This window comes from Aeromonas sp. QDB30, assembly GCF_027707645.1.
Taxonomy (GTDB): domain Bacteria; phylum Pseudomonadota; class Gammaproteobacteria; order Enterobacterales; family Aeromonadaceae; genus Aeromonas; species Aeromonas caviae.
The window spans coordinates 1-3,341 of record NZ_JAPCIY010000142.1 but is presented as its reverse complement, the minus strand read 5'-3'; the positions used below and the strand labels follow the sequence as shown (position 1 = coordinate 3,341).

2 protein-coding genes and 1 pseudogene are annotated in these 3,341 nt (G+C 64.3%); 2 read left to right on the top strand and 1 reads right to left on the bottom strand.

The genetic code is table 11. The features are described 5' to 3' along the window. Positions 1-1,473 precede the first annotated feature (1,473 nt). Both PG896_RS20630 and PG896_RS20625 read left to right on the top strand, forming a co-directional pair. Positions 1,474-2,531: pseudogene (locus PG896_RS20630) on the top strand (GGDEF domain-containing protein). 86 nt (positions 2,532-2,617) lie between these two features. Then, entirely contained in the window at positions 2,618-2,905 is a 288-nt protein-coding gene (locus PG896_RS20625) for a hypothetical protein (protein ID WP_042864058.1), read from the top strand. Between the two features lie 111 nt (positions 2,906-3,016). Here the strand turns inward: PG896_RS20625 and PG896_RS20620 are convergent, their stop codons facing one another. Continuing rightward, positions 3,017-3,262, bottom strand: a complete 246-nt coding sequence (locus PG896_RS20620) for a hypothetical protein (protein ID WP_198497572.1) — start codon at positions 3,260-3,262, stop codon at positions 3,017-3,019. Positions 3,263-3,341: the final 79 nt, after the last annotated feature.

Here is a 3,341-nt window from a genome sequence, read left to right as displayed (position 1 = left end):
GGTAAGTTGATGACTCATGATGAACCCTGTTCCATGGCTCCAGATGACAAACATGATCTCATATCAGGGACTTGTTCACACCTTCCCTTGATGAGGTCTGTTGCATAGGTGCGACAATCTGCTCTCGTCACGGGGTGGGCGAGGGGGGGGGCTGTGAGATAACAACCCGCCCGATCTGTGCTCCGAACAGGCTGGATACGGTTACCGAGGTGCAATGCGCTGCGCTTGGTGCACCCTACGCCTGTTAACCGGCGTCGGTGCCTCGGGTTGGGTGTTGCCCCCTGTTGTTCGCTGAGGTGAGCCCGTTTGTCCAGGCCGCGAGGCAGGACGCCGAGCGAGCGCCGCTGGGCCAGGGAAGGCCCATCGGCGCGTGCCGTGGGACAAACGGGTGAACCGAGGGAACCCGACGCAGGAGGGCGAACAAGCGGGGGAGAAGACCTTTGGTGACTTTGGGTCTTTCCAAAGTCACTCGCCCAGCCGCGCAGCGGTAGCGAAACCCCGTCGAGGACGGAGTCCTCGCGTCCTGCGCGGCGAAGCCGTGCCATTGAGGCGTGGGGCGGCATTCGCCAGGCAATGACGTTACCCACCCCTCACCCTGACCCTCTCCCCCAAGGGGAGAGGGGAGCAAACCGAAGTCGCTGAGGCTGGCGGGCGAAATTCCGTCGAGGGCAGCGCCCTCGCGTCCTGCATGGCGAAGCCATGCCATTCACACGTGGTACGACATTGCACCAGGCAATGACGTTACCGACCCCTCACCCTAGCCCTCTCCCGCAAGGGGAGAGGGGACAAAGCCGAAACCCCATAGAGGACGGAGTCCTCGCGTCCTGCGCGGCGAAGCCGTGCCATTGAGGCGTGGGGCAGCATTCGCCAGGCAATGCCGTTACCCACCCCTCACCCTGACCCTCTCCCCCAAGGGAAGAGGGGATCAAACCGAAGTCGCCGAGGCTGGCGGGCGGAACCCTGTCGAGGACGGAGTCCTCGCGTCCTGCGCGGCGAAGCCGTGCCATTCAGGCGTGGGGCGGCATTGCATCAGGCAATGCCGTTACCCACCCCTCACCCTAACCCTCTCCCCCAAGGGGAGAGGGGATCAAGCCGAAGTCTCCGAGGTTGGCGGGCGAAACCCCGTCGAGGGCCGCGTCCTCGTGTCCTGCACGGCGAAGCCGTGCCATTGAGGCGTGGGGCGGCATTCGCCATGCAATGATGTTACCGACCCCTCACCCTGACCCTCTCCCTCAAGGGGAGAGGGGATGGTGACCGTGGGCGAATACGCGGCGGGAATCGACCCGGCACCCAGGGGCGAGGGCAGAGTTGTGCCCCTGTGTTTCGCATGGCGACGCCGCTTGGGGGCCGGTTATGCCAAAATGTGAACAAATCGATCTTTCCCCCGGTCAATCGCGGTCTGCCGCTTGTCGGGCCCGCCCCGAGTTGGCTAAGGTAGTCGCCCATCAGATGCACGCAGTAGTGGAGGTAGGCATGGATAAAATTTTGCTGGCGCTCTCGGAGCAGATGATAAACGCGCGGGATCTGGAGAGCCTGACCCGCCCCTTGCTGGAGATGCTGGCGTCGGTGACCGGGCTGGAGTCGACCTATCTCACCGAGATTGACCTCGGGCAAAGCACCCAGCATGTCCGTTATGCCCGCAATGTGGCCGGGCTGCAGATCCCCGAGGGGATGACGGTGGAGTGGAGCGATACCCTGTGTCGCCGTGCCATCGACGAAGAGATTGGTTACACCGATGACGTCGCCGCTCTGTGGGGGGACTCCCAGGCGGCCAGCGAGCTCGGCATTCGCTCCTATCTGAGCAGCCCGGTTCGCACCTCGACCGGCTCCCTCTATGGCACCCTGTGCGGTGCCAGTACCGAACAAAAACCCGCGGTGGCGGGGGCGCAGCAGCTCATCGCCTTCTTCGCGCACTTGATTGCCGAACAGGTGGAGCGGGAGCAACTGCTGCGGCAATTGCAGCAGGCCAACGACGAGCTCTCGCGCTTGGCCCTCTCCGATCCCCTCACCGGGCTCCCCAACCGCCGCGCCCTGATGCTCGAACTCACCCGCTTGTTCTCCCTGTCGGAGAGGGCGGGGCATCCGGTGCTCATCGCCTTTGTGGATCTCGATGGCTTCAAGGCCATCAACGACGAGTATGGCCACGAGGCGGGGGACAGGCTGCTCACCGCCATGGCGCGGCAACTGGGGGAGACCCTGCGTGGCGGCGATCTGCTGGCCCGTTTTGGGGGGGACGAGTTCGTGGCCGTGGGCATGGGGCCTTTCCCGGCCTCCGACACGCTGGATGGGGCGGTGTCAGCGTTTCGCCAGCGCCTGTTCGAGCACAGCGTGCTGTCACTGCCGGTGGGGGACAAGGTGATCCACTATCCCGGTGCCAGCGTGGGGGCGGTGGCCGTGATGCCGGCCGAGGTCAGCGTCGAGGAGGCGCTGAACCGGGCGATGCGAGCATGTATGCGGTCAAGCGCCAGCGCCGGGCCGCAGGGGAGGGCGGGAACCCGCCTCCTTCCAGTCAGGTGTCTGCCCCGCGATAGGAGCGGGGCGGGTTGAGAGGGCACAGGGTGGCGCGTCCACCCGGGTGCCAGTCTGTTTTCCCTTTTATCAGTTCGGAGCCCATACCATGGTTCATCTTCTTGTCCGCCGTGTGCGCGCCCTGGCCGGGCGGGCGGCCACCCTGGTGGCCGGACTCTGCGAGTTTCAGCAGCGCATCTGGGTGGTCAGCATCGTCAAGGAGTCCTACACAGATACCTTCGTGGTCAACGAAGGGGGCTTCGAGGAGCCCTTGCAATGGATGCGTCGCAAGGGCTACAGCGCCGAGATGCTGGCCAGGGTGGAAGCCATGGCCCGATCCCAGGTGCTCCAGCTCGAGTGCGCCGGGCAGCATCACCGTCTGATGCGGGTGAAATAGGGGCGAAGCCGCCCCCGGATGGCCTGCGCGGCACCGCCGCCCGGGCATTGACCACATATCCTGCCGCCCTCTTCGTGTCAGACGTGGCAAATGGGTCGCCAGTTATGATTTTTACGTGGTTCTCTCCGGTTTCAGACCGCCGGAGTAGACGCAAATAGCGGAGTTGTAGCTGTTGAAGGTGACCGCGTAGTTGAAATCGCAGAAATAGGCCGGGTGCTTGGTGGCGACAATGTCCCCCGCCTTGCATTTGTCCTGCATCCCCTCCACCAGGGTGTCGTTGTTTGACCCGAGACAGGCCTTGCCGGTGGTCTTGTCACCGCCGCAGGCCATCAGAAGGGCGCAGACCGAGAGACTCATCAACCATCTTAAATGCGAAAGGGGACTCCCTCCGACGTAGGTGGGAGGGGAATTTCGCCGGGGCGTCAGCCCCGCTGGT